This is a genomic window from uncultured Pontibacter sp., from assembly GCF_947502515.1.
Taxonomy (GTDB): Bacteria; Bacteroidota; Bacteroidia; order Cytophagales; family Hymenobacteraceae; genus Pontibacter.
Genome location: NZ_CANNAI010000010.1, coordinates 14025 through 39964 on the forward strand (window position 1 = coordinate 14025; position 25940 = coordinate 39964).

The 25940-nt window shown below is 51.5% G+C and carries 25 protein-coding genes; 16 read left to right on the plus strand and 9 right to left on the minus strand.

Annotated elements, in window-relative coordinates; translation table 11 throughout:
- Positions 1-47: 47 nt before the first annotated feature.
- Positions 48-299, plus strand: coding sequence for a BPTI/Kunitz domain-containing protein (locus tag Q1A54_RS19180; protein ID WP_299991405.1), 252 nt, complete (start codon positions 48-50; stop codon positions 297-299).
- 608 nt (positions 300-907) lie between these two features.
- On the opposite strand, the gene Q1A54_RS19185 is transcribed toward Q1A54_RS19180, so the two are convergent.
- Genes Q1A54_RS19185 through Q1A54_RS19200 form a run of 4 tightly spaced genes read right to left on the minus strand, consistent with a single transcriptional unit; the run spans position 908 to position 3578 of the window.
- Positions 908-1852, minus strand: a complete 945-nt coding sequence (locus Q1A54_RS19185) for a hypothetical protein (protein WP_299991407.1) — start codon at positions 1850-1852, stop codon at positions 908-910.
- Positions 1852-2037 (minus strand): hypothetical protein, encoded by a 186-nt coding sequence (locus Q1A54_RS19190; RefSeq protein ID WP_196120394.1) that lies wholly within the window; start codon positions 2035-2037, stop codon positions 1852-1854. Before Q1A54_RS19190 ends, Q1A54_RS19185 begins: the two co-directional genes overlap by 1 nt.
- Complete coding sequence (locus tag Q1A54_RS19195; protein ID WP_076422700.1) at positions 2037-3131, minus strand: toxic anion resistance protein; 1095 nt, start codon at positions 3129-3131, stop codon at positions 2037-2039. Before Q1A54_RS19195 ends, Q1A54_RS19190 begins: the two co-directional genes overlap by 1 nt.
- A gap of 9 nt (positions 3132-3140) precedes the next feature.
- A complete protein-coding gene (locus Q1A54_RS19200) occupies positions 3141-3578 on the minus strand; it encodes a hypothetical protein (RefSeq protein ID WP_196120392.1) in 438 nt (145 codons plus the stop codon).
- Positions 3579-3938: 360 nt separating this feature from the next.
- Here Q1A54_RS19200 and Q1A54_RS19205 point away from each other — a divergent pair, with 360 nt between their 5' ends.
- The 4 genes from Q1A54_RS19205 (at position 3939) to Q1A54_RS19220 (ending at position 10193) form a co-directional block, all read left to right on the plus strand.
- Positions 3939-4508 carry a pseudouridine synthase gene (locus Q1A54_RS19205; protein WP_299991412.1) on the plus strand — a complete coding sequence of 190 codons (570 nt, stop codon included), beginning with the start codon at positions 3939-3941 and terminating at the stop codon, positions 4506-4508.
- Positions 4509-4663: 155 nt separating this feature from the next.
- Positions 4664-6265, plus strand: coding sequence for a M20/M25/M40 family metallo-hydrolase (locus Q1A54_RS19210; protein WP_299991413.1), 1602 nt, complete (start codon positions 4664-4666; stop codon positions 6263-6265).
- 194 nt (positions 6266-6459) lie between these two features.
- Entirely contained in the window at positions 6460-7605 is a 1146-nt protein-coding gene (locus tag Q1A54_RS19215; RefSeq protein ID WP_299991415.1) for a putative sensor domain DACNV-containing protein, read from the plus strand.
- Positions 7606-7724: 119 nt separating this feature from the next.
- A complete protein-coding gene (locus Q1A54_RS19220; RefSeq protein ID WP_299991417.1) occupies positions 7725-10193 on the plus strand; it encodes a TonB-dependent receptor plug domain-containing protein in 2469 nt (822 codons plus the stop codon).
- 64 nt (positions 10194-10257) lie between these two features.
- On the opposite strand, the gene Q1A54_RS19225 is transcribed toward Q1A54_RS19220, so the two are convergent.
- The 3 genes from Q1A54_RS19225 to Q1A54_RS19235 form a co-directional block, all read right to left on the minus strand.
- Positions 10258-11469 carry a DUF1501 domain-containing protein gene (locus Q1A54_RS19225; RefSeq protein WP_299991419.1) on the minus strand — a complete coding sequence of 404 codons (1212 nt, stop codon included), beginning with the start codon at positions 11467-11469 and terminating at the stop codon, positions 10258-10260.
- Between the two features lie 24 nt (positions 11470-11493).
- Entirely contained in the window at positions 11494-12906 is a 1413-nt protein-coding gene (locus Q1A54_RS19230; protein ID WP_299991421.1) for a DUF1800 domain-containing protein, read from the minus strand.
- Between the two features lie 121 nt (positions 12907-13027).
- Complete coding sequence (locus Q1A54_RS19235; RefSeq protein WP_299991423.1) at positions 13028-13468, minus strand: helix-turn-helix domain-containing protein; 441 nt, start codon at positions 13466-13468, stop codon at positions 13028-13030.
- Positions 13469-13584: 116 nt separating this feature from the next.
- Between Q1A54_RS19235 and Q1A54_RS19240 the strand changes: the two genes are divergently transcribed.
- From Q1A54_RS19240 to Q1A54_RS19260, 5 genes are all read left to right on the plus strand, one after another.
- The gene (locus Q1A54_RS19240) at positions 13585-14214 is read left to right on the plus strand and encodes an NAD(P)H-dependent oxidoreductase (RefSeq protein WP_299991425.1); all 630 of its coding nucleotides are present in this window, start codon (positions 13585-13587) and stop codon (positions 14212-14214) included.
- A gap of 75 nt (positions 14215-14289) precedes the next feature.
- Positions 14290-14991, plus strand: coding sequence for a DsbA family oxidoreductase (locus Q1A54_RS19245; RefSeq protein ID WP_299991427.1), 702 nt, complete (start codon positions 14290-14292; stop codon positions 14989-14991).
- An 11-nt stretch (positions 14992-15002) separates the two neighbouring features.
- On the plus strand, positions 15003-16025 hold the full coding sequence (locus Q1A54_RS19250) for an LLM class flavin-dependent oxidoreductase (RefSeq protein ID WP_299991430.1): 1023 nt from the start codon (positions 15003-15005) through the stop codon (positions 16023-16025).
- A 225-nt stretch (positions 16026-16250) separates the two neighbouring features.
- Positions 16251-16613 (plus strand): spore germination protein GerW family protein, encoded by a 363-nt coding sequence (locus Q1A54_RS19255; protein ID WP_299991432.1) that lies wholly within the window; start codon positions 16251-16253, stop codon positions 16611-16613.
- 16 nt (positions 16614-16629) lie between these two features.
- Positions 16630-17079, plus strand: a complete 450-nt coding sequence (locus Q1A54_RS19260) for a hypothetical protein (RefSeq protein ID WP_299991435.1) — start codon at positions 16630-16632, stop codon at positions 17077-17079.
- A gap of 11 nt (positions 17080-17090) precedes the next feature.
- On the opposite strand, the gene Q1A54_RS19265 is transcribed toward Q1A54_RS19260, so the two are convergent.
- Positions 17091-17702, minus strand: coding sequence for a hypothetical protein (locus tag Q1A54_RS19265; RefSeq protein ID WP_299991438.1), 612 nt, complete (start codon positions 17700-17702; stop codon positions 17091-17093).
- A gap of 225 nt (positions 17703-17927) precedes the next feature.
- On the opposite strand from Q1A54_RS19265, the gene hflK reads away from it, so the two are divergent.
- Together hflK and hflC are read left to right on the plus strand one after the other, a co-directional pair.
- Positions 17928-18911: an FtsH protease activity modulator HflK gene (gene hflK, locus Q1A54_RS19270; protein WP_299991441.1), complete on the plus strand. Its 984-nt coding sequence runs from the start codon at positions 17928-17930 to the stop codon at positions 18909-18911.
- Between the two features lie 3 nt (positions 18912-18914).
- Positions 18915-19853, plus strand: a complete 939-nt coding sequence (gene hflC / locus Q1A54_RS19275; protein ID WP_196120369.1) for a protease modulator HflC — start codon at positions 18915-18917, stop codon at positions 19851-19853.
- Between the two features lie 169 nt (positions 19854-20022).
- Here hflC and Q1A54_RS19280 read toward each other — a convergent pair whose 3' ends face one another.
- Entirely contained in the window at positions 20023-20862 is an 840-nt protein-coding gene (locus tag Q1A54_RS19280) for an MBL fold metallo-hydrolase (protein WP_299991443.1), read from the minus strand.
- 473 nt (positions 20863-21335) lie between these two features.
- Here Q1A54_RS19280 and Q1A54_RS19285 point away from each other — a divergent pair, with 473 nt between their 5' ends.
- From Q1A54_RS19285 to Q1A54_RS19300, 4 genes are all read left to right on the plus strand, one after another.
- The gene (locus Q1A54_RS19285; RefSeq protein WP_299991446.1) at positions 21336-21923 is read left to right on the plus strand and encodes a response regulator transcription factor; all 588 of its coding nucleotides are present in this window, start codon (positions 21336-21338) and stop codon (positions 21921-21923) included.
- Positions 21924-22017: 94 nt separating this feature from the next.
- A complete protein-coding gene (locus Q1A54_RS19290; RefSeq protein ID WP_299991448.1) occupies positions 22018-23385 on the plus strand; it encodes a HAMP domain-containing sensor histidine kinase in 1368 nt (455 codons plus the stop codon).
- 104 nt (positions 23386-23489) lie between these two features.
- Complete coding sequence (locus tag Q1A54_RS19295; RefSeq protein WP_299991450.1) at positions 23490-24806, plus strand: TolC family protein; 1317 nt, start codon at positions 23490-23492, stop codon at positions 24804-24806.
- Positions 24803-25936, plus strand: a complete 1134-nt coding sequence (locus Q1A54_RS19300) for an efflux RND transporter periplasmic adaptor subunit (protein WP_299991453.1) — start codon at positions 24803-24805, stop codon at positions 25934-25936. The genes Q1A54_RS19295 and Q1A54_RS19300 overlap by 4 nt, the downstream gene beginning before the upstream one ends.
- Positions 25937-25940: the final 4 nt, after the last annotated feature.

Here is a 25940-nt window from a genome sequence, read left to right on the forward strand (position 1 = left end):
ACCATGTCGTATCTTAAAGCAGGTATAGCTTTTAACAGAAGTGCAACATGAAATCCAAGACGCTCAGCATCACTATCCTTTTCGCGGCTGTGCTCGGATTGGCTTCCTGTGAAAAAGAATGTGAAACTTCTATCGCTGCCTGCACTGAAAAACCACCAACCGATGAACTCTGCCTCGCAGCATTCAACAGATGGTTTTACAACGAAGACAAAAACAAATGCGAGGAAATCAGGTATAGCGGCTGTACCTTGAAAGGATTTGAGACGAAGCAAGAATGTGAGCAGTGTAAGTGCGGGTGATGAAGATTGTAGGTATAAGCCTTGTAGTTACAGATTCACCTGCCCCTAATTGTCAGAATCAGGATTTTCAGGATTAAAAGATTGACAGGATTTTCGTGCACGATTAACCCACCTCTTCCCCTCCCGAAAGGGGCAGGGGAAACGATTGTCATCCCCTGCCTACTTCTTTGTCGAGGGCCCCTACCCCCAAGGGGGACTTTGCTGCCACTACAAATTCTCATTTATAAGCGTTGTAGTGACCACATGAACCACTGGCAGGTATAGCAAGACTAACTTGCGCTGAAACTATGAAAAAGACCACAGTGCCATGTGCGCCCAAATGACTACCCACTGTTTGAGCGTTCAGCGAGTTTGGGGAGTCTTGACTTTTTTGCTTACTTTTTGTGTCAAGACAAAAAGTAAGGCCCGCCCGGCCAGGGCAAACAGTGCCCACCGCACAGGTGAATCAATGAAGCAAGCCACGTTGCTATACCTATAAAAGTACAGTTATACCCACATCTGGGCCAGAGGCCCCACCATAGTAGACACGAGCGAGGACGCTCGCGCCATACCAACAAAAAAGCCCCTGATCACACAGAGGCTCTTCACTAAACAATTCAAAAACTAAATTAAAAACTCTTCCGATGCATCCTCACCGGAAACAAACGGTAATCCATTAAACTCACAGCGTACGGAAACCCACGCCAGTGCACAATCGGAACATGCCGCGCCGGACTAGGCCCCTTGGTATCAGGTATAGCCAACATCGTATTACCGATGTAGCTGATCTCTTCCTTCGGCACTGCAAGCTTCGAAGCGACATGCTGCAAAAACACATCCTTATCAGCATCCGAAGACGTGAAGGAGATTTCGCGTGACATGGTGGCACCGCCTTCCAGCTCCGGTGCGTAAAACACGCGGGAGTAGGTATCAATGGCAATAATCGGAACACCCAAAGTCGGGACTTTAGCCTGCAGCACATCCGGCTGGCCCATCGGTGCCTGATTGGCAACGCGCTTCACCATCTCCGTTACCTTCTGAGCCGTATAGATGCCCTTGATCGTTTCGGATTCGATGCGCTTGAGCACCTGCTCTACCTTCGACTCAAAAGGCTGGCCTGGATTATCCGGTCTGGGTGGAACTGGGCGTGGCGGGGCAGGTTGAGCTGATGCCTGTCCCTGCGGACGTGGCTTCTGTACCTGTGGCAGTGGTTTTGGCTTTTCACGCTCCGGTACGTAGCTGTCTTTAATGTGCCGCTCGTGCACGTTGATCACGGTCGTGAAGGTATTAATAAAATGCTCTGTATTCTGCACATGAAACAGCTCCAACTCCTGGATGCGCTTGCGCGTGACCAGGTAGTTATGAATCAGCTTCGTCTTCTCGAAAACGGCCAATATTTTTTCGGCGTGTGGTGTGTGCTTATACCTGTCGTAGAGTTTGTGCAGTGCGTTCAGACGAGCATTGGAGGCGCGAATGTACTGCATGGCGCGTGCATCGGCTGCACCGGGATGGTCCATTACCGTGCGGGTTGACTCCTGTTCCAGCCCGAAAAAAGAACGGAAAAATCTGATCATTAGGACAGGATACGTTTCAAGTGCTGGGTTTCAATTTCGACCTGCAGCTTCTCAGAAAGCTTCATCTCTTCAAAGATGTTGTCGATGTGCTGGATATAGAGGTCCAGCACCGCCTCCTGCTCATCGCTCAGGATACGGTGCCGGACGGCTAATTCTTCTTCTTTCTTATCCCCTTTATAAATCATTATTCAATTTCAATCTGTTTGGACTTGCCGAAAGTGCCGATGATTTTGCTGTTTAGTTCTTCCTGCACCTGCGCCAGTTCTTTTACGGCTTCTGCCCGTTTCTTGCTGCCCTCTTCTGATATCTTGATCACCTGATCGAGCGTTTCCACCATGTCCTTGTTCACTTTCTTGAGCGTCTCTACGTCCACGATGCCGCGCTCGTTTTCCTGCGCCGCGATCACCACGTTTTTCTTCAGGAGTTCGGAGTTCTTGCGGAGCATTTCGTTGGTGGTGTCGGTCACCTTTTTCTGGATCTCGAGGGCCTTACGCTGTTTCTCTAAGCCAAGCGCAATAGCTACCTGCTGACGCCATACAGGTATAACCGTCACAATAGAATTCTGGATCTTCTGGGCCAGCACATCGTTCGTGGTCTGGATCATACGGATCTGCGGCATCGACTGTGTAGCGATGGTATGGGATAAGGTGAAATCGTGCACTTTCTTCTCCAGACGCTCCTTGAAGGCGATCATGTCGCTCAGGCGCTGTACGGCCAGTTCGTCCTGTCCACTGTTTTCTACTTCGTCCTGCAGTTTCGGTATGATGTCGGTTTCGATCTCCTCGATCTTCATCTTTCCGGCTGCAATCACAGAGCGTATCTCGTGGATATATTCCACTGCTTGATTGAACATCACTTCCAGTGAAGTTGAGTCTTTCATGATGCTCTGGCGGGTGCGCTCCAGTTTCACCACCACATCGTCTACGTTAGCCGACACGGAGTTGTACTGCGATGCGATCTGCTTCGACTTGTCCGAGAACTTTTTCACGAAAGGCAGGCGCGAAAAGAAGCCCCCCTTCTCCTGCTCATCGATCTTGATCATATTGATCTGGTTGAGCAGTTCGTTGATGGCATCACCAGCCTCGCCAGAATCCTTGGCTTTTACTTTGGTGAGCAGTTCGTTGGAGTAGTGGCCCAGTTTGCGTTGCGTTTCTACACCAAAATTGCTCAGACTTTCCGGATTACCCGGATCTATGGATTTAGAGATAGCCAAGGCTTTCTCTTTTATTTTCTCTTGATTCTCTGCGATCGTAATCTCTGTTTTCTCTGTTTTTTCCATCTTGTTTTATTACCTAAAAAGGTTGTGATTGATTAGGTCTAAAGAGTCTAAATACTTTTTGATGCGCTCGTGCCGGTCTGTCTGCTCGTACCACTCTATTTCGTTTAGTGGCAGGTACTCTCCGAGGAGATCACGCACCTCTTTGAGCAGTGCATCGCCTTTGCGTGTTCTAAACTCCGGGTTGCGGTACTGAGCGCTCAGGTACTCCACCTTCACCTGTCCTGTTTTCGTTATAGCCAGCTCGCGTACCTCCACTACCAGTTCCGAGGACTTACCATCTTCTGTCACGATGGTTTTGTACACGCCCTTGTTGCCTTCATCGAGTGCCAGGGCACATTGCTGCCGTACATCCTGCAGCGCTTTGCGCAGTTGTCGGTTCGGGATAATATAATGTCCCACGATGTACCCCAGAAGAGCCGCTATCAGGAATGTCCAAAAAATAAGCATTGCGTTTATAAAGTTTGACGCTTAATTAACTATGTAATGAAGCAAAATAAATTGATGTAATCAAGTATTAGTGAAGTGGATGGGGCTTGAAACAACTGGATGGTTCTCCTGATCACCTGTTTTGCGCCTCGCTCCCAGCCTTTTCCTTTCTTCTATACGCGGAACCTACACCTGGGGCTAACGAGAGTCCAGGCTGAATATGGGCCAGGTATAGCCTCCTGTACCAATTGTACCCGAACGCATCTTTTCATTGTCCTATTACGGTGGCAGGGCGCTATACTTTACAGCGCTCGCCGATAAAATCAGGCATTTTGTCTAATTTGCGGGACGATCTATCCCTGATTTTATACTTTCGCTTACATGCAGCACCGGCATTTCATTTTGCACAAACCCTACGGCTACATTAGTCAATTCGTGACAGATAAGAAAAAGCAGAAACTGCTTGGGGAATTGTACGAGTTTCCAGCCGGCACCATGGCCATCGGTCGCCTGGATGAGGCCAGTGAGGGTTTGCTCCTGCTCACCACCGACGGCAAGATGAGCGAACAGGTACGCAGCAAGCATGTCGAAAAGGAATACTATGCGCAGGTCGACGGCCTGATCACCGAAGAAGCCATCGCCCAAATGCAGGAAGGCGTGTCCATCGGGCTATACGGCGAACAGTACGGCACCCGCCCCTGCACCGCTTTCCGACTCGAGGCCGCCCCGGATTTCCCGGAGCGCAGCCGCCGCATCCGTGACGACCGCCATGGCCCGACCAGTTGGGTGTCGATCACGATCTCGGAAGGCAAGAACAGGCAGGTCCGCAAAATGACTGCCGCCGTAGGCTTCCCGACGCTGCGACTGGTGCGTGTCCGGATTGGAAATATAAGGCTGGAGGAGTTTGTGCCGGGAAGTGTATCAGAAGTTGAAAGCTTCGATTTAGGATAAAAACCTGTGTTATACCTGCAAAATTTGTGGGGACTTTAAACCAAAGCCGTCGCGGGGAGTCTATTAAGCGGTTTCGGCATCTATAGCACTTATTTACTATATTTAACGAACATAGCTTAACATATCATACAAACAATCCATACCTTACATTAACCATGAAGAAACACCCTATTCGCATTTTGGCCCTGGCTTTGATGCTATCAGGCGGTGTGAGCAGCGCAACGCTCGCGCAACGACCGCAACAGCAGCAGGCACAGTCACAACAAAAGCAGGATCCTGTTATCCAGAACATCATCAAAATGGCCACCGAGAACTCACAGCTCGAGCAGCTAGGCCACGAACTGATGGACGGCGTTGGTCCACGTCTGGTAGGTACACCGCAGATGAAAGAGGCAGCCGACTGGGCCGTGAACAAGTACAAAGGCTGGGGCATCGATGCTCGCATTGAAAACTACGGTGAGTGGCGTGGCTGGGAACGCGGCATTACACACATCGATATGGTGCACCCGCGTGTACAGTCTCTTGAAGGTATGCAGCTGGCCTGGAGCCCGTCTACGTCTTCTAAAGGTGTAACGGCTGAGGTGATTACGATGCCTGATTTCGCTGACTCCCTTGCTTTCCAGCGTTGGTTGCCAAGTGTGAAAGGCAAAATAGTGATGATCTCGATGAACCAGCCAAGTGGCCGTCCGGAGTACAACTGGAAAGAGTTTGCGACGGAGGAGTCTTTCGAGAAAATGAAAAAAGTGCGTGACGAGCAGAACGAGGCTTACCGCAAGCGCATTGCCGCTACTGGCAAAACCGCCCGTACGCTTCCTGTTGCGTTGGAGAACGCTGGTGCTGCCGGTATCGTGATGTCGAACTGGTCACAAGGTTTCGGCGTGAACAAGATCTTCAGCGCCTATACTAAGAAGATTCCTACTGTAGATCTTTCTCTGGAAGATTATGGTATGCTATACCGCCTGGCCGAAAACGGCAGCAAGCCACGTATCAAAGTGGTAGCTGAGTCGAAGCACGCCAAGAAGCCGGTGCCTACATTCAACACGATTGCTGAGATCAAAGGCTCTGAGAAGCCTGACGAGTATGTGATCCTGTCAGCTCACTTTGACTCTTGGGATGGCGCTACCGGTGCTACAGACAACGGCACGGGCACGATCCTGATGATGGAAGTAATGCGCATTCTGAAGCAGGTATACCCGAATCCGAAGCGTACGATCCTGGTAGGTCACTGGGGTAGCGAAGAGCAGGGCCTGAACGGTTCGCGCGCTTTCGTGGAAGATCATCCGGAGATTGTAAAGAAAACACAGGCGGTGCTTAACCAGGACAACGGTACTGGTCGCGTGGCCAACATCTCTGGCCAGGGCTTCCTGCATGCTTACGACTACATGGGTCGTTGGCTGAACGCTGTTCCGCGTGAGATCACCAAAGACATCCAAACCTCATATCCTGGCTTCCCGGGTGGCGGCGGTTCTGACCACGCCTCCTTCATTCCGCACGATGTACCTGCCTTCATGCTGAGCTCCCTGAGCTGGTCTTATGGCAACTATACCTGGCACACCAACCGCGACACGTACGACAAGATTGTGTTCGACGATGTGCGCAGCAACGTGATCCTGACCGCTATCCTGGCTTACATGGCCAGCGAAGAGTCGGAACTGGTACCGCGCGAACGCAGTGTGATGCCGGTGAACCCACGCACTGGTGAGCAGATGAGCTGGCCACAGGCAAGACCTGCTACCCGTAAAGGTGGTCTTGACTAAGACATCCAAAAGCAGGTAACATACCTGCTTTATTTCAGCACAGCCGTTGCAGATGTTCTGCAGCGGCTGTGCTTTTTTATGGCTATACCTGTCTACATCAACGCTCGCATCTGGAGGAATCTATCGGTTTTTGGACTGTGCACCGTATAAAAAAATAGAACCTTAGCAGCTATACCTGTAAAGCGAGAACAGACATGATTGGCAAATCAACATACAAGGCCGCACGCGAAGTGGCTCAGATAGCAGAAGACCATTTCACAACCCAGATAGAAGCAGCAAAAAAACTGAACGGCAACAACCTGGCTACCGTACCGCCTGCCCGCATCATCGAAACCATGATCGATGCCGCTTTCTGGGCGAGCCTGCGCCGGGAAGAAGGCCAATCCCCTAAAATATCCCTTGCCTTTCTGCCGCCCGAACAGACCGAACAGCCCTTGTTGTTCGAGCATCACTTAACCCTGTCCCCTGCCGTGCTGACCAAGCTTGGTCCGGGTGTGGAGCGGCAGGGCATACACTTGGGCGTATGGTACGAGGGAGACTACCTCCATATCTGGGGGACTACTCGCAGCATCCCCAACTTTTGCTTTGTGCTGGATGTGTCAGAGCCCGGCTTGCTGGTGATCAAACACCGCAGGCAGGATGGCTTTGGCAAGTTTGTGAACGTAGCCGTGCTGATGGGCGATCAGGTGAAGATCGTGAACGAACAAAGCTCCCATTTGCCGAACTGTCCTGATGTGCTGACTTCACTGCTGGGCTTCAGCTCCCTGAGCGTCTGGAACAAGTCCCTGAATGTACTGGTGCAGTTAGCTGTGTCGATGCGCTCCCACAAAAGAGGCGGCATCCTACTGGTGGTACCTGCTGGCTCTGATACCTGGCGCGCCTCTATCCGGCACCCTATGCGGTATGCAGTGGGCCCCGCCTATTCTGAACTGACTAATCTGATGAAACAGAAAGAAGAAAAGGACGGCGAAAACTCCAACTGGCAGGACGAGCTCGGAAGAGCCATAGAGGCCATGGCCGGCCTCACAGCGGTAGACGGTGCCACCATTATCAGCGACAAATATGAACTGTATGCTTTCGGCGCCAAAATAACCCGCAAACAAGGCAGCACGCCAGTAGATAAGCTGATCCTGACAGAACCTGTGATCGGGGGTGAAGCCATGATCGACCAGCCCACCTTGAGCGGTGGCACCAGGCATTTGTCAGCCGCCCAGTTTGTGCACGATCAGCAGGACGCCATTGCACTGGTTGCCTCACAGGATGGCAGGTTTACCATCTTCAGCTGGTCTGATTGCGAGAACATGGTACAGGCCAACCGCATTGATTCCCTGCTGCTCTAGCGGCATAAATCACGGTGTTTCTCCCTCCCGAAAAGAGTCAATGGCATATGATTTTAAGGAATGATTATTGCACTCGTTTTTGTTGATAAAGAAGAGATGTTTTAGAAAGAGAGGACGATATGATCAGAGATAAAGTAACTAAAAAATGGGCCTACCTGGTGCCGGCACTGCTGCTGGCATTGGTGTCGATGGCCTTCGTCAGTCCGCAAACGGACCTGCTCCAGAAGTTGGAGACGCACCTCGCGAGCTGGCGCACACAATATGCCCCTGAGAAGGTATACCTGCACTTAGACAAGCCGCGCTATACACCGGGCCAGCAGATCTGGCTCAAAGGCTATGTAGTAGATGCCGCTAGTCTACAGCCGACCACAAAAAGCAGTGTGCTGTATGTGGACCTACTCAACGCCAACAACGAAGCCGTGCAGCGCCTGAAACTGAAGGCTGAGAACGGCAAAGCCAATGGCGACATTATCCTGCCGGCAAACTTGCCAGTCGGACAGTATACCCTGACTGCCTATACCCAGTGGATGCGCAATTTCGGGGAAGAGAGCTTCTTCCGGAAAGAGATCAGCGTCATAGGCGAAAAAGCACCGACAGAAAAGCAGGATAAGACCGCGCAGAAAATCGATCTGCAGTTTTTCCCGGAGGGTGGTGATTTAGTGCAGGGTGTGCAAAGCCGTGTAGCCTTTAAAGCCACCAAACCCGACGGAACAGGTATAGCGGTGTCAGGCGCAGTGCACGACGCGCAGAACCAGAAGCTGTTTGACTTCAAAGACTCGCACCTGGGTATGGGTGCCTTTGCGCTGCAACCGCAGCAGGGACAGCGTTACAAGGCCCGGGTGACTTTTGAAGACGGCAGCAAGGCTGAGTATACATTACCGGAGCCAAAAGCTACAGGCTATGTGCTGCGCGTGAACGAGACGGCCAACCCGGATCAGGTACAGGTGCAAATTACAGGAAATGCCTCTGGCCGGCAGTCGCTGGTGCTGACAGGTATAAGCCGCGATGCGGTGCAGTACGCCGAGCAGATCAGTCTGCAGCCAGGCCAGACGTTCAGCAAACAAATTCCCAAAGCGGACTTCCCGACAGGTATAGTCCGCTTCAACCTGGCCACCGCCAACGGCGAGCCGCTGGCAGAGCGCTTGGTATTTATTGACAACAACGACAACCTGGACATCAGCCTGACCACAGACAAGAAAACCTATGCGGGACGTGAGCGCGTGACGATGCAGGTACTGGCCCGCGACAAGCAGGGCAAGCCGGTTTCTACTGATTTTTCGCTGGCCATTACCGACGATGAACTGGTGACACCGGAACTGCAGGGACTCAACATAAATGCCTACCTGCTACTGACCTCCGACCTGCGCGGCTACGTGCAGAATCCGGGCTATTACTTTGAAGATGATGACCCAGTCCGACAGGAAGCTCTCTCTTACCTACTGATGACGCAGGGCTGGCGCCGCTTTGCATGGCAGCAGGCAGCCAAGGGTGAGTTTCCTGAGCTGAAGCATAGCCCGGAGACGGAACTAGCTGTGCGCGGCACCTTGCTTACAGACCGAGGCAAGGCGGTGAAAGGCGGTGAGGCGCTGCTATACCTGAAAGGACAGCACCTGGCCTTTATCACCACCGAAACTGATAAAGACGGCCGGTTTGCCTTCGAAGGATTTGACTATACCGGCGCTGCTGATATGGTGGTGCAGGGTACCGATGCCCGCGGCCGTCGCAAGCATTTGCAAGTGAATATCGACGAGCAGGAATACCAGCCAAAACTGCCGGCTATACCTGCCCCGCAAAGTGAGGAACTGGTGGCCAGTGCCAGCCCGGATCTGCTAACCGCCGGAAAAGTAGAAATGGCGGCTGCTGACGAGGTAAACGCTGACCTGACGCTGAAAGGCATTTTGCTGAAGGATGTAGAAATTCAGGGCGAGGCGGACATGGTACAGCCCTTTAAGCTGCACCGAAGGGCAGACGCGGTGATTGATGTGAAAGATCTTCCGGCTGCCCCATCCGGCAACATTATCGAATCTTTGCAGGGACGAGTGGCTGGTGTGCAGGTATACCGTGCCGGTCCTAACGATTTCAGGGCGAGAATCCGTGGCAGCAGAACCGCTCCGCTATACCTGATCGATGGCATGCCTGTCGAAGAGGGCATCACGTCGCAACTGAACCAGTTTGATATCAGCCGCATCGAGATCCTGAAAGATCCGGCCAGCGCCAGTCTGTATGGTGGTCGTGCTTCGGGCGGTGTGATTGCACTGTATACCCGTCAGGGTGGTGAGGCGATGCAGGAAGTGGAACCTGGAAAGTACATCATCATACACCGCGCACAGGGCTACAGCAAGACACGAGAGTTCTATAGTCCTGTTTACGATGGCAAGACACCGGCCAGCCGCGAGCCCGACCTGCGCACCACGCTGTACTGGAACCCAAGCGTGCAGACCGACGCAGCAGGCAAAGCGACAGTGACGTTCTACGCCGCTGACCGCAACACGACCTACCGAGCCATTGCTGAAGGTATATCCGATGCCGGTAAGCCTGGCCGGGGTGTAAGCACCTTCAATGTAAGTTTGGGAAAAGCAAATCCGTAACAGAGTTTATACCTGCAAAAAAGCCCGCTGTTGTTGAAACAGCGGGCTTTTTTGTGTCTGTATCTTACACGAGTCCCGGTAGCAGTTGGGTTTTATCACCCAGTATACCTGCAGCGTTTCCGTTCAGCCAGTTGTTCAGCAGAGTCGCATAGATATTCCGGAAATCGATGCTATAGCGAAGGTCGCCCTGGTCGAGGTCCTGCAGATTGGGTCCTTCGTTGAAAATGCCCGCCTGCTTTAGTTTCCCTCCGATCAGGAAAAGGTTGTTAGCCGTGCCGTGGTCTGTGCCGTTGCTGGCATTCTGAGCCACTCTCCTTCCAAACTCCGAAAACACCATGATCAGGGTATTGTCAAACTCCTGCTGCTGTTTCAGGTCTTCCACAAAGCTGTACAGCCCCTCTGAGAGCTCCCGCAACAGGTTAGCCTGCTGCCCCGCCTGCCGCACATGCGTGTCGAAACCGGTAAGCGAGGCATAGTATACCCGTGACTCCACCCCGGAGGCGATCAGTTCTGCGATGGTTTTCAGGTGGCGGGCAAACTCGCCGTTCGGGTACTCTTTTTTACTGCGGTATACCTTGGTTTTCTCTTGGAGGTAACCAGCCGATTGCTGCGTATCGATCAGCGTTCTGTAAAGATAGTCCACCTGGTGGTGCGAATGCTCATCTGCATGCAACTGAGCAGCCTGCTTCAGGAACTGATCGTTGGTCGCCTGAAAGAAGCGCTTCACATCCTGCACCGCTATACCTGTGTACCGATCACCTTTCAGCGCCAGACTAAGCGTGTCGTCCACTTCAATAGCCGCATAGTTGGCAGAGGGACCAGACAAGCTGTCGAGGTAGCGGCCCAACCAACCGGTGCTCAGGTACTCGTCGGAGGCGCTGGCTGAGTGCCAGATGTCCATGGAGCGGAAGTGCGAACGGTCAGGGTTGGGATAGCCCACACTGTTAAGAACAGACACGTAGCCCTGGTCGTAAAGCAGCCGCATCTTTTCCATCGCCGGATTCAGCCCGAGTCCTTTATCCAGGGTGAGCACTTCCCGGGTAGGTATAGCCAGGGTTGGCCGTGCTTTGTAATACAGGTCATTCTGGTATGGCACCACCGTATTCAGGCCATCGTTACCGCCGCTGAGCTGTACTACGACCAGCCTCTTGCCATTGGAGTTGGCCAGCAGCGGCAGTCCGCTACGGTCCAGTCCGTGCAAAAAATTAGGTACCAGCAGCATACCCGAGGCCAGCGCCGACAATTTGATAAATTCTCTTCTGGAATTAGTTGCCATAGTGCATTAGTGAACGGTGGAAAACTAGCATAACTGGTACTCAGGTAAAGAAAGCAGCCGCAGCGTCAGTAGCGTCACTTTATCGGCGTGTGCTGCTCCCGAAGGTACGTGTTGCGTGAGCAGCGCTGTCGTTTCCGGTCGCAGGGGCACCTGCAGCAGCTTCTGGCTCAGTTTGTCGATCAGTTCCCGTTCCTTCACTTGCTGCAACTGCTGGTGCAGTCCGCTCAGGTTGGCTGTGGCACGCACAATCCGTATCCCATCCTGCCGGCGCCTGCGTGGTGCGGTCGGTTCGGTGTCGTCGTCTGGTTTCAGGTTCACCTCCAATGCCGCATCCTGCAGCAGCGCCGGCCCGATGCGCAGCCGGAAGGCAAGTGTAGAGCTATCGATCCAGTTGCGGCCACCGGCCCAGCCGCTCACATTCGGGGGCCTGAACAGCTCCTGCCCCAGCGCCCGCTGCAGTACCAGCGGACTGCGGCCATCGGTATAAGTCACGTCAAACTGCCGCTGCAAACCAGCCAGCAGCTCGATCGGTGATTTTATCTTGCTTCCCATTACATCCGGTCCGTAAAACCACTTCACTGTGAAAATCTTCTCCAGCAGCAACGGTATGTCGTAGCCAGTCTGGTAAAAGTAAGCGCTCAGGCTTTGGATTCGTGCCGGATCAGGTACATCACTTACAAAAAAAGTGTAGATCTTCTCGGCCAGGAATTCGGCTGTGCGTGGGTTTTCAACGACTATTTGCAGAATCTCCTCTCCGCCAAAATTCCCCCGTTTCCCCATAAAGGTTTTCTTACCCCGGTCGTGCTGACGCGCACGAAACACGAACTCGCCCTGCGGGTTGTAAGACCAGCCGGTAAAGGCGCGGGCAGCTTCTTTGATGTCCTGTTCGGTATAGTGTCCGCGGCCCAGCGTGAAAAGTTCGAGCAGTTCGCGGGCGAAGTTCTCGTTAGGGCGTTGTTTGCGGTTTTGTTGATTGTTGAGAAACTGCAGCATGCCGGGGTCTTTGGAGATGGCCAGCAGCAGGTCAGGGAATTTACCCAAGGCATGTTCGCGGAGGGTGTTATGCTGCTGCAGCGCAATACGTGGCTCCCGCAGGCGACAGGCAAAGTGCCCGTGCCAGAAAAGCGTCATCTTCTCCCGCAGCTGAGCCTCGGAAGTGGCCATTTGCTGTAGCCAGGCGTTATTGAGCAGCACAAAGCCCTGCTGCCGTTCCCGCTGACGCCGCAGACGCATTTCGGCATTCTGCGCTTCAGCCTGCAGTTTCGTTTCTGTACGCGGAAGCGTTACCTGCAGGGGCTCAGCATGGCCCGACTGGCGAAACAGTCCGCGAACGGCATTTTTAATTGCCGGACTAGCCTGATCAGGCTTGAAAGGTAGGCCAAAGCCAGCCCGCCAATAGAGGTGCTGCAGCTTTTGTTCGCGTGCTAAAGTTTTCATGCAGATGCCATTTAAACTTAGATGAAAAAGACTCATCCGGGTTTAAATATACCTGAAAATATATGTTGTCAGGTATGGCATCTAACAAATTTAAAGTCAGCCGGTTTAGACTGGTACTCTGCTACGCAAGCTGTGCCTGTTTTTCCTTTTTCGCGTAACGTTCCCGTGCTTCAAGAATCTGGTCGATGTTCAGCTTTGCCCAGTCGGCCAACTGCAGGAGTTGCAGCAGCAAGCCCTGCCCCAGCGGCGTCAAACTGTACTCTACCCGGGGTGGAATTTCAGCGTATACCTGCCGGCTCACCAGCCCATCCTCTTCCAGCGAGCGCAGCGTGACCGTGAGCATGCGCTGCGATACGCCATTTATCTGGCTTTTCAACTCATTAAAGCGCAGTTTTTCCTCCTTCCCCAGAGTAAGGATGGTATAGATGGACCACTTGTCTCCAAAGCGGGCCAGAATATCCTTGATCGGGCAGCAGGATTCAATTTCTTCCTTACCGCACAAAACTTTATCGATCTTTTTCTGAATTGCAAGTCGCTGATTATCAACTTTAGTTACTTCCATGTTACTAGGTGAGGCTGAAGTGCCTGCTTGACCAGCACAAATTTAAGAAATACCTTTGAGTTACCAAAAGTAACTAAGTAATGAAACGTTACTGGCATTTTAACTGTTGTATAGACATGAATATCTTAGAATCTTTGAAATGGCGCTATGCCGCCAAGCGTATGAACGGCCAGCGTGTGCCGTCTGATAAAGTAGAACGTATTTTGGAAGCTATCCGCCTGGCCCCTTCTTCTATGGGTCTGCAGCCTTACACGGTGCTGGTGATCGAGGACGAGGAGCTTAAAAAGCAGATCAGACCGGTTGCCATGAACCAGCCGCAGATCGAGGAGAGCTCGCACCTGCTGGTTTTTGCCGCTTGGGATGACATCAACCCGGCCCACATTGAAGAATACATCCAGCACACAGCTGAGGTGCGCAACATGCCAGCCGAGCAGCTAGATGATTTTAAAAACACGCTGTTAGGTATAGCCGAGCGCAACACGCAGGAGCAAAACTTTAACTGGGCCGCCCGCCAGGCTTACATCGCCTTTGGAGTAGGACTGGTTGCCGCCGCTGCTGAACAGGTTGACGCTACTCCAATGGAAGGCTTCGACGCAGCTGCATTGGATAAATTACTCAACCTGCCTGAAAAAGGTCTGCGCAGCGTGACACTGATGCCACTCGGCTACCGCGATGCGGACAACGACTGGCTGTCCAAATTGCCTAAAGTAAGACGACAGAAAGAAAAATTCGTACTGGAAGCATAAGCTTCGATCTAATAAGTACAGCCGACAGCTACCTTCATCAGGTAGCTGTCGGCTTACGCATTTAAAGAAATTACTATGACAAAGCAGAAAATCAAAATAGACATCTTCTCCGATATCAACTGCCCCTGGTGCTATGTGGGGGAGCGAAGACTCGACAAAGCGCTGCAACAAGTCGGTGATCAATACGAAGCCGAGATCAGTTTTAAAGCCTTTGAACTGAACCCGAACATCCCACAGGATGGCATGGGTCGCCTCGACTATTTTAAGGGCAACTACGGTGAACAGATCGTGGCGCAGGTGCCGGCCATGGACCAGCGCATGACCGAGGCTGGTGCTGAGGAAGGAATCAAGTTTAACTTCTCGGACAGCATGACGGTGAACAATACCTTCAACGGCCATCGCCTGATCTGGCTGGCAGGTCAGTATGGTGTGCAGCACGAGGTAGCCAATGCGCTTTTCAAAGCTTATTTCACTGAAAACCGCCAGATGAACGACACGGCAGTGCTCAAAGAAATAGGGATAGCACAAGGTATACCGGCTGATCGACTGGAAGGCTTTTTTGAAAGCGAAGAAGGCAAGCAGGAAGTCCGCCAGATGGAAGCTTTTGCGCAGTCGGCAGGTATAACCGGCGTGCCCGCTTTTGTGATCAATGACCAGTATTTGGTGAGCGGTGCCCAGCCTGCCGAAACTTTCCTGAACGTATTCAAGCAAGTAGCGCCTACTATTCAGAAGCTCGACATCGAAGGCAACAGCTGCGATGTGGGCGGGGTGTGCTAAAAAACATAACTATGGAGAACAAGAAGCTAAGCGATATCAAATTATCCGTACTCGACCTGGTGCCGATCCGCACAGGCAAGAGCATCCACGATTCTTTTCAGCACAGTCTGGAGTTGGCCCGCCACGTCGAGCAGTTGGGCTATACCCGCTACTGGCTGGCTGAACACCACAATATGCCCGGCATCGCCAGTTCGGCTACGGTCGTCCTGATAGGCTACATTGCCGGCGGTACTTCTACTTTGCGGGTTGGTTCGGGCGGTATCATGCTGCCCAATCATGCGCCGCTGGTGGTGGCCGAGCAGTTTGGTACGCTCGAGAGCCTATACCCCGGCCGCATCGACTTAGGACTCGGTCGGGCTCCTGGCACCGACCAGGTAACTGCCTATGCGCTGCGCCGTGACCTGCAAGGCAACGTAGAAGACTTCCCGAACAACGTGGCCGAACTGCGGCAGTACCTGAGCGCCGACAACAGCACAGCCAAGGTACGCGCTATACCTGGTGAAGGCCTTGACATACCTGTCTGGATACTGGGCTCGAGCACCTTCGGCGCACAGTTGGCCGGCATCATGGGCTTGCCTTATGCCTTTGCCAGTCATTTCGCCCCGGCCGCCCTGCACGCTGCACTTAAGGTGTACCGCGACAGTTTCCGACCATCAGAGCAACTGCAGGAGCCTTATGCGATGGCCTGTGTGAACGTGGTGGCCGCTGATTCAGATGCAGAAGCCAACCATTTAGCTACTTCTCTTTACCAGTCTTTCCTTAACGTGATTCAGGGCAAGGCTTTGCCGATGCAGCCGCCGGTGGAGAGTATGAAAGACCGCTGGAGCCTACAGGAGGAATATGCCGTTAAACAGATGCTGCGCTACAGCTTTGTGGGAAGCAAAAAGTCAGTACAGGAAGAGCTGGAGGCTTTCGTGGAAGAAACGCAGGTAGACGAACTGATGATCTCTACCGGCATTTTTGACCCGGAAAAGCGACTTCACTCCTATTCCCTGCTATCAGAAATCAGTGAGTTGACAAGCGCCAAGGTATAGCTCGAAGAAAAGAACATGACATCAGACGGGCCAGGTACAGTGTACCTGCCCGCTATTTAGAAACAGATCCGAGGCGATGCTCGGATCTGTTTTTTTATACCTATACCTGCACGCTAGTGCCACTCACTTCTTATCCAATACTTCTCCCCTCCTTTTTGCAACGATTTAATTCCTTATCGTACAACTTATTATTTTATTGCTTCAAATTACATCAACCAAAAGCATATGGAAGATACATCCAAAAACGGGCAAAACACATTCATAGAACGATTGGCGCAGCGACTGGGGATTTCAGCGAATGCCAGCACCATTTACGGTGAACCGGTGGAGCGCGATGGGGTGACGGTTATACCTGCGGCCAAGGCCATGTATGGCTTCGGTGGCGGCAGCGGCTCCAAAGCAGGCGAAGAAGGAACTGGTGGCGGTGGTGGTGTAGGCATCAAGCCGGTGGGCTACATCGAAATAAAAGACGGGAACACTAAATTCAAATCAATACCAGACCCGGAGCGGGTTATCAAAATAATCGGAGTCAGCGGTGTCATGGCCCTGTTGCTCTTAAAGGCAGTCGGTAAATTGCGGAATCGCTAGTTTAGTTACCTGCGCCATGAAAGTAAAACGGTTTTTAACAGAGGAGCCATCGATTCGGAAAACATTGCTGAGAGGAACGGCTGTCTGGTTGCTGCTGATAAGTGCCGAGGTACTGCACGGTATCGCGCGCACCGCCTTACTGGCACCCAAAACAGGGGACTTTAAGGCCAGGCAGATCAGCGTTTTCTCCGGCTCAGTCCTGATTTTGAGCATCACCTACCTGACCATACGCTGGGTCGGCAGCCGCAACAAAAACACACTGCTGCGCCTGGGCATTGTATGGCTTCTCCTTACACTGCTTTTTGAGTTTGTTCTTGGCCGCAAGGGGCTGCACCTCTCCTGGCACCGGCTCCTCTCCGATTATAACCTTCGGAAGGGCGGTCTGCAGCCTATCGGTTTAGCCATAATGACAGGGGCGCCCCTACTGATGGAGCGCCTCAAAAGCAGGCACCAGCACTTGCTATAAACTGCCGCTAGTTACTGTCCAGCTTTATTTCTTGGCGGATTGATCATGATGTGGGCGCCATGCGTGCCGGGATGCATGATCCAAGGCATGGCCACGGAGCCTTGATCAGGCTTAAGCGGCAAGCCGGTGCTCTCGGATGTGGCCCACGGGATGTAGACTACGTAGCGCAGATAGCCGTCGGCTACCTCGCCAGCACGCATGTTTACCTGCTCATCTGGCGCACTGTACACAAAAAGTGTGGTGGGCTGCTTGGGCATGTTCAGCTTACCGCTCTTGGCTTCTTTTTCGCGCATATCAAAAATCTCGTTGGCGCTCACACCCTGTCGGCGCAACTCACGGCCACGTGACATAAAAGGTTCTAAATCGCGGTGGTAGCATGAAACTGAAAATCCGGGCTGATTCGGGTCGTCGGCCAGGCAGACCAGTTCATTGGTGCCTTTTCTCAAAGTGACCACCTCCCCTTTCTGATTATAACCCAGCACAGTTGCACCTTCACGCATCTCGGCCGGGGCGGCCAGTACGGCGGTTTTGATCTGTGCTTCCGCAGTTGGAATGGTGGTGTTCTGGGCTTGGCTGCTATACCCAACCAGCAGCATGAAAACGAAGGCGAAGAAGTGTTTCATATCGGTTTTGGAGCTTAGTGTATATGATCAATCAAGGGCTGGATCTCAGCTTCTACCCTGTACGAAGAATTCAGTAAAAAGCTTTCAATAATGCCTCGTCCCTGTCTTTAAAGCACGCTATACCTATATTGCTCAGACACAACACTCCTACGCATACTTATCAAGACATCAACATATTAAGATATTTTAGTTATCTTAACGCTACAAACAAATTTATCCGCTCCCATGGCTGAACCCAACTACCGGCTGCAATACTACATGTTCCTGCTGAGCAAGCACTTTCGCAAGATCCTGCTCGGCTTGTTCCTACTGATACTCCTGCTCACTTCCGTCAAAACGGTTGGTCCTGAAGAAGAAGGCGTGGTAATGTACGTCGGACACTACGACCGCACCGTACAGCCCGGACTAAACTTCATTTTGCCCTTCGGTATTGAGGAGATGCGTAAGATCCCGGTGCAGCGCCAGCTCAAGCAGGAATTTGGTTTCAGAACACTGGATTCAGGCAGAAACACACAATACTCTGATCAAAGCTTCAATGACGAGTCGCTGATGCTGACCGGCGACCTGAATCTGGCTAACGTGGAGTGGGTAGTGCAGTATCGTATCGTCAACTCTTACAATTACCTGTTTAAAGTGCGCGACGCGGAAAAAGCCCTGCGTGATATGGCTGAGTCGGCCATGCGCAAGATTGTAGGTGACCGAACTGTAAACGAAGTACTCACCGTAGGTCGCCAGGAAGTAGCTACCAGTATGGAGGTGCTTTTGCAGCGTATGTGCGACGAGTATGAAAACGGTATCCGCATTGACCAGGTAGTGCTGCAGGATGTGAATCCGCCGGAGACTGTGAAGCCTTCCTTTAATGCCGTGAACCAGGCCCAGCAGGAGCGCGAAACCCTGATCAACCAGGCGGAGTCGGAGTATAATCGCATCATTCCACGTGCACGTGGCGAGGCAGATGAAACCATTCAGCTGGCCGAGGCCTATGCACTGACCCGTGTGAACGTAGCAACTGGTGAGGCCGCCCGTTTCAACTCCCTTTTCGAGGAGTATGTGAAAGCTCCTGAAGTAACCAAGAAGCGTCTATACCTGGAAACCATGGAACGCATCCTGCCAAAAATAGGCGATAAAGTGATCGTGGATGAGCGTGGCAACAACGTGCTGCCGCTGTTGAACCTGAATCAGAACAAAACTCAAACTCCAACGAAATAGCCTGTGAATACTCCAAAAATACTCTCGCTCATAGCTGCAGTACTCCTGCTGACATTGCTTTTCACAAGCGTATTTGTACTCGACGAAACCAAGCAAGCCATCGTCACCCAGTTTGGTAAGCCCGTAGGCGAGCCGCGCTCCCAGCCGGGTCTGCACTTCAAGATCCCGATTATCCAGAAGGTGCAGTTCTTTGACAAGCGCTACCTGGAGTGGGACGGCGATGCCAACCAGGTACCTACCAAGGACAAGAAATTCATCTTCGTGGACTCCTACGCGCGCTGGCAGATCACCAATCCGCTGCAGTTCTTTATCCGTCTGCGTGACGAGCGCTCCGGTCAATCCCGCCTCGATGACATACTGGACGGCGAAACCCGCAATGCCATCGCCAGCCACGACCTGCTGGATATTGTACGCTCCACCAACCGGGAGCCGGAAGTATCTGACGAGATCATGGAAGACCTGGAGAATTTGGAGAAAATCTCAGTCGGCCGCGACAGGATTGAAGCGCTGATCCTGAAACGTGCCAACGAGCGCACCGCTGACTTGGGTGTGCAGATTTTGGACTTCCGCTTCAAGCGCATGAACTATGTAGACGAGGTGCGCAACCGGGTATACGACCGCATGATCAGCGAGCGTAACCGTATCGCCGACCAGTTCCGCTCCGAGGGACAGGGTGAAGCTCGAAAGATACAAGGTAACAAAGAACGTGACCTGGCACAGATCACCTCTCAAGCTACCCGCGAAGCCGAGATGATCCGTGGTAAGGCAGACGCACAGGCCACTTCGATCTACGCCTCCGCCTACAATCGCAATGCCCAGGCCCGTGAACTCTACGGCTTCCTCCGCTCCATGGAAACGCTGGAGAAGTCGTTTGATGATAAGACGAGTATAATCCTTTCTACAGATTCAGAACTGTATAAGTATCTGAAGCGGGCGAACTAGGAGAAGTTTGAGAGTTTGAGAGTTTAGGAATTGAGGAGTTGGAAAGTTAAAAAGCCCGATGACGTTTAGGTATAGCGTCATCGGGCTTTTTTGGTAATATGCGATTTTGTAGGGACAGGTCGCGACCTGTCCGAATCGTGCACAAGGATATACATCATGCTGCTTGCATCTAAAACAACGACAATTGCTCCCCTGCTGAAGTAATATCCTCCACAGTCAAGGTGCGTCCAAAAATATCACCTTGATGGTTGATATGGTACACGGCTGTTTCTTCGAACCTGGAAGCTACCACTATCTCAGTGCCATCGGCACAGACATCGAACAGGCTTTTGGCATGTTTGGGGCAATTGTTGTCTTTGGAGAGGTGCGACAGGAACAGGTGACTCATAAAAGCGGGCTTGTGTGCCACAAACAGTTCCAATGCCTGCCTGTTAGATAAGTGTCCATGGTTCCCACTGATGCGGCGCTTGAGGTAATAGGGGTAATAGCTTTGCTCGAGCATGCCATCGTCATAGTTTGCTTCCAGAAAAGCGGCATGACACTGCTGGAAGTGGCGGATAACATGATCACAGGGTGCGCCTATATCCGTAAAAACACCAATCTTCACGCCATTACCCTCCACCACAAAACTGTGTGGATCCGCTGCGTCATGAAACTTTGGGAATCCAGTCACGGACAAGTCTCCGATCTGCACTGGTTCGTAACCCGTGAAAGATAGCACCTCTACCCCACTCAGATCCATGCGGGAGCGGTACAGGGTGTCAGGTGTTATATAGACTGGCAGTTTGTATTTGCGAGCCAGCACAGGTATGCCTTTGATGTGATCAGAATGCTCATGCGACACAAAAATAGCCTTCACTTGTCGCATGCTCAACCCAAGGCGGTGCATACGCGTCTCCGTCTCGCGGCACGAAATGCCAGCATCTACCAGCACAGCTTCCTGGCCGTTGCCGATGTAATAGCAGTTTCCGTTGCTGCCGGAGTTTAGTGAGGTAATGGCTAAAGACATAGAGGTACAAAGTACGCTCTTTTAAGTAGATTAATCAACTTGTAATAATTCAAAATTATACTTATCTCCGGATACCGGCTGCTCTCTGCTGGCAAACCATTACTGCCATGGCGCCGAAGTGCTGTTTAAACGTTTGCTTGAGCATCAGAATATATACCGGGTACGCATAGAAGGCAGGTAATAAAACAATAACATGCCTGCTGCATGAAACATTCGCTTAATGTGTTTTCGCCTACTGACAAAGTCTTGTATAAGGTCGCAACTGTGGTTCCTTAAAGTATCCGTATAAGTGGGAGTCAAAGCTTTCACGACAACTCGCTCGGTTTTATAAAGCTGGCAATCATACTTTTCCGGCTCATACCAAGGTATCTCCCAAGTGAAAACCATATGATCGGTATATCAGGAGCAATTCTCATGCTACGAGTTTCTGCACAATTTTCTTTAGCTTTAAATTCTATACAGATGAACACCCCATGATTAAATGCCTCTTAGTTGAAGACGATGTCAGCGTAGCCTCTTTTATACAAGAGGGTCTGACCGAGAAAGGGTACCAGGTAGAGCTCGTATCGGATGGCTATAAAGCGGCTGAGCTTATTAGTCTGCATGAATATGACATCGTGATACTTGATGTCATGCTACCAGGTATAGACGGCTTCGAAATATGCAAGATCACGCGTAAAAGAAATATCGCCTCCATCATCATCATTCTGAGTGCGCTGGGGAATCCTGAAGAGAGAATTAAAGGGCTGGAGGCCGGTGCCGATGACTTTATGTCGAAACCCTTTCACTTCCGTGAACTACTGGCCCGGATCAATGCGCACCTGAGAAGAAAGCAGCTGGAGCATGGCGTGTTTGAAGCTGACAAGTATGCGGATCTGGAGATAATTGCCGATCAGAATTCTGTTAAAAGAGCAGGGAAGGAAATTACACTAACGCCCCGCGAGTACAACCTGCTCCTCTTTTTGCTCAGAAACAGGGAAAAGGTCGTTTCCAGGGTTGAAATTGCGCAGGCCGTCTGGGATATACATTTCAGCTCCAACACCAATGTGGTGGATGTATAAATCAACTACCTCCGCAACAAAATAGACAAGAACTTTTCAACCAAACTGATCCATACCATTAAAGGTAGAGGATACCAGTTGGCGCAGAAATCAGATGAATCTTAAACAGAAACTTGCCTTACGGTCTACGCTTGTCTGCGCTATTACCCTTCTGCTTGTTTTTGGCAGCATTTTATACCTGTATAGAAACCTTACCATCAATGCGTTCTATAGCAAACTGGAGAACCGTGCGCTGCTATCGGCTATTATATTTCTGGAGAAAGACGAACTGAATAAGAAGAAGTACCAGGAGTATGAGAGAAGATACCTGAATACCCTGGACAAGGAAACGCTCCAGATCTATGATGCCAGCGGCAATGTGGCCTTTGTGCCGGAGTTGAGTCCCTATCCGGTGGATGAGCATATTCTGAACCAGATTCGCCGCAGGGGGAAGCACAATTTTCGGGCTAAAGGGCAGCAATATGCTGGCATTTATTACGAAGATAACCAGGGCGACTTTGTCATCATAAGCTCCGGAGTGGATACAACCGGGCAAGATCGGCTATACAACCTAAGTGTTATTTTGGGCGGTCTTTTCCTGGTGGGTATCTTGATCAACTACATCTTCAATGTGGTGCTGGCGCAGAGAACATTTAAGCCTTTCTCATCCATACTACAGCAGGTAAATACCATTTCTACAAAGAACCTGAACTCCCGCCTCCCACAGGTAAACAAGCCAGGAGATGAACTCAGCGAATTGACACAGACCCTCAACACCTTTCTGGAGCGACTGGAGGGAGGTGTCAATCATCAGAAACAGTTCCTGAAAAACGTTTCGCACGAGCTGAAAACGCCGCTTGCAGCTATTTTGGGCGAGGCAGAGCTTAGTCTGGATAAAGAAAGAAGCCCCCAGGAATACCAGCAGGTGCTGAAGAAAATAGCAAAGAGCACGTCCGAACTGAATTCGGTAATCGAAGGGCTACTGCTAATCAGCGGTTTGAGAAACAACACCTCCCCATCCAATTACCGGCAGTTCAGACTCGATGAACTGCTTTGGGAGGTCCTGGAAAAGCTTCATTTTAAGTATCCTGAAGCGGAAGTAGAGACAATGATTGAAGTAGAAGATAGCGACCTGTTACAATTGCACTCACACCCTGAGCTAATTGCGACAGCCATTACCAACATTATAGACAATGCGCTTAAATTTTCAGAGGATCAAAAAGTGACTTTGAAAATTGCGCTTACCGAGCAGCGACAACTGACCTTACTCGTGCAGGATCACGGGCCAGGTATACCTGTGCAGGAACAGGATAAAGTGTTTGATCTCTTTTACCGGGGAAGCAACACCCAGTACCTGAAGCCAGGCCATGGCGTAGGGTTGTCACTGACGAAGCACATTGCTGAGTTTTGCAACTTCGACATAGCCATTTCCTCTGTTCCTCACGAGGGAACCGAAGTAAAGCTGATTTTTCCTGCAGCCTAATCTTAAAATAATATCCCTCTAATGTAAGTCTAATGTAGGCCAAAGATGCCTTTAATGTTGTCGCTGTAGCTTTGTGGCACAATTTACAAGCTACGGTTTACAGCATGACAATCAAGTTCTTAAAACACGTTATCTGGCTTTTGCTATTCTGCTCTTTCGGTGTCACCCAGGCACATGTGAAGGAGCAGCAACCAGACACCCTATCTCTATCGAGAGTCGAGGCTGAGGCACTTTTCCTTGAAAAGAACCTGGCTCTGATTGCCGAAAGGCTGAATATTGACCAGGCAGAAGCGCTGATCCTACAGGCAAAGGCATGGCCCAACCCAGAACTGGAGATTAGCGAGGTAAACTTTTGGGCTACTCCCCACCAGGTAGCCAACGGAGACGGAAATCCACCACTTTTTAGAAACGGTTTCGGCGAGAACAGACAGATTTCTGTGCAGCTGGAGCAACTGGTGTTTACTGCCCGCAAGCGCAAAAAGAACATCTCCCTGCAGGTAGCAAACCGGGAGCTGGCCCAGACAGCCTATACCGAGATGCTACTCTCACTAAAGGCCGAATTCAGAACCCAGCTCTCTGAGTTACTCTACCACCAGAACAACGTGCGCCTCCTTCGGCAGCAGCAAAATGTGCTATCGCAACTCATTCGGGCACAGGAGGCACAGCTGCGCAATGGCAACATTTCTAAAGCTGATTTCTATCGGATCAGAGCGTTGGACCTGTCATTGCGGGCCGAGCTGAACGAGGCGTTACAGGAAAGTAACGAGGCACAGAAAGATCTGAAATCGCTGATGATGCTGCCGGCTCACACTGCCCTATACCTGACCGATATAAGCCCACTCCTCAGCCAGTCTTTACTATTGAACCAACCGCTCGACAGTTTACTCACCCTGGCCGAAAGCCAGAATCCTACTGTACGGGTAGCTGCGCTTGATTTACGGGTGAGCGAGGCCGAGCACACGTTGGAGCGGGCCATGCGCGTGCCTGACCTTCGGTTTAACACCAACTACGACCGCGGCGGTAACATCCTGCTCAACTTCATCGGCTTTGGGGTTGCCATGGACCTGCCCGTTTTCGACCGTAACCGGGGCAACATAAAAGCGGCACAAGCCCGGGTACAGCAAAGCAGACACCTGCATTCGCTTCGGGTAAATGAAGCTCAGAACGAGGTTGTAAAGGCCTTCAAAGACTATCAACAGCTGGCAGCTTTCTATCAGTCTATTGATGGGAATTTCATCAACGAGCTCGACGAAGTGCTGGCAGGCGTAAGCCGCAACTTTCAGCGCAAGAACATCAGCCTGCTGGAGTTTCTCGATTTCTTCGAGGCCTTCAAAGAAAACAAGCTCCTCTACTTCGACACCATCCGAAGTCTGGAATCCAAAAAAGAAGAACTCAACCTACTAACAGGAACTGACCTATGATTTACCCTTATATAAACCGTCTCAACAAGATCTCAGCTGCAGCTTGTTTTGCAGTGCTCCTAACAGCTTGCCAGAGCTCGAATGATCTCGAACAAGGATCCACTGCTCAGCAAGAAGGTTACTGCCTGCCTGCGCAGTTAGCTAAAAACATAAAGCTGGCCGATGTAGCACCTTCCACCGAGCATAACCACATTCAGCTAACAGGCAGGGTGATGAGCAACCCGGAGAAGTACTACCGTTTCGTGCCCCTGCTGGATGGCGTGGTGTCAAAGGTCAATTTCTCTTTAGGGGATTATGTAAAGAAAGGCACGGTGCTGCTTGAAGTACGCAGCCCGGAGCTAAGCAGCCTCAACGCGGAGCTACGCACAGCCCAGGCGCAGCTGAAGTTGGCGCAGCGCCAGCTTTCGGCCACCCAGGAAATGTTCGAAGATGGCGTAGCTTCAGAACGCGAACTTATAGAGGCGCAGCAGGATGTAGAGATGGCTCAGCTGGAGATCACCAAAGTACAGGAAAACCTGGGCATCTACGGTGGTAGCCTGGAGCGGGGTGTGCTCATCATTAAGGCTCCTTTAAGCGGTCACATTGTGTCTAAAAACATCGTGGGAGGCCAGCAGATCGAGGCCGGTGATGAACCGCTGTTCTCCATCGCGGACCTGGAAGAGGTTTGGGTAATGGCTAATGTATACGCAGGTAACCTGAGCAGTGTAAAGCAAGGTATGGAGGTTGAAGTAAAGGCTTCCGCCTATCCCGATCAGGTATTCAAAGGTAAAATAGACCGGCTGGCCAATACTTTTGATATCGAGGAGCGTGTATTGAAGGCCCGCATTAGCATCCTGAACCGTGATCTGCTCCTGAAGCCTGAGATGTTTGTCAATGTATCGGTAACACAGGATAATACGGGCCAGAACGATGCGCAACAGCACCTTTTGTCCTTCCCCGCCAAAGCCATGATTTTCTCGAACTCCAGACACCAGGTGGTGGTGTACCGCGACAGCTGCAGTTTCGACATTGTGCAGCTCGAGCCCGTGTACCAGACCCAAAATACTGTGATGGTAAAAGAAGGCCTGAAAGAAGGCGACAAGGTCGTGACCGAAAACCACCTGCTTATCTATAACCAAATTCAGAACTAAGAGG